The following is a 1,292-nucleotide window of genomic DNA, read 5'->3' as shown; positions in this document are numbered from 1 at the left end:
ATCCTCAACGCCTTCCTGCGCATCGCGGAGGAGCGCACCGACGAACTCGCCGCCCTGATCACCGCCGAGCACGGCAAGGTGCTTTCCGATGCCAAGGGCGAGATCCAGCGCGGTCTGGAGGTGGTGGAATTCGCCACCGGCATCCCGCAGCTTCTCAAGGGCGAGGTCACCGAGAACGTCGGCACCCGCGTCGACAGCCATTCCCTGCGCCAGCCCCTCGGCGTAGTCGCCGGCATCACGCCGTTCAATTTCCCCGTCATGGTGCCGATGTGGATGTTCCCGGTCGCGCTGGCCTGCGGCAACTGCTTCGTGCTGAAGCCCTCCGAGCGCGACCCCTCGCCGGCGCTGCTGGTGGCGGCCTGGCTGAAGGAGGCCGGCCTGCCCGACGGCGTGTTCAACGTGGTCCACGGCGACAAGGATGCGGTCGACGCCCTCCTGCACCATCCCGACATCGCGGCGGTCAGCTTCGTCGGCTCGACCCCGATCGCCCGGTACATCTACGCCACGGCCACCGCCCAGGGTAAGCGCGCCCAGTGCCTGGGCGGCGCCAAGAACCACATGATCGTGATGCCGGACGCCGACATGGATCAAGCGGTCGATGCGCTGATGGGCGCAGCCTATGGCTCGGCCGGCGAGCGCTGCATGGCGATCTCGGTGGCCGTGCCGGTGGGTGAGAAGACCGCCGACGCCCTGGTGGCCAGGCTGATCCCGAAGGTGCGGGCGCTGAAGGTCGGACCCGGCACCGATCCCGATTCGGAGATGGGTCCTCTCGTGACGCAGGCTCACCGCGACAAGGTCAGCGGCTACATCGATGCCGGCGTGGCCGAGGGCGCCGAGCTCCTCGTGGACGGACGCGGCCTGAGCCTGCAGGGCTACGAGGGCGGCTACTTCCTCGGCGGCACCCTGTTCGACCGAGTCACGCCCGAGATGTCGATCTACCGGGAGGAAATCTTCGGACCCGTCCTGGCGATCACCCGGGCCCCTGACTACGCGACCGCCGCCAGGCTCATCAACGAGCACGAGTTCGGCAACGGCACGGCGATCTTCACCCGCGACGGCGACGCCGCCCGCGAGTTCGCGCACGGGATCGAGGTCGGCATGGTGGGCATCAACGTGCCGATCCCGGTACCGATGGCGTTTCACTCCTTCGGCGGCTGGAAGGCGTCGCTGTTCGGCGACCATCACATGCACGGCCCCGAGGGGGTCCGTTTCTACACGCGCCTCAAGACCATCACGACCCGCTGGCCCACCGGTATCCGCGCCGGGGCTGATTTCGTCATGCCCACGATGGA

At 68.3% G+C, this 1,292-nt stretch carries 1 protein-coding gene; it reads left to right on the top strand.

Annotated features, from left to right (window positions below; translation table 11 throughout):
- A partial coding sequence (locus tag AC0IWM_RS23670) for a CoA-acylating methylmalonate-semialdehyde dehydrogenase (protein WP_471759116.1) occupies positions 1 to 1,292 on the top strand: 1,292 nt, incomplete at both ends.

The organism is Methylobacterium sp. AC433, from assembly GCF_979253015.1.
This window is presented reverse-complemented; position numbering and strand designations above follow the sequence as displayed.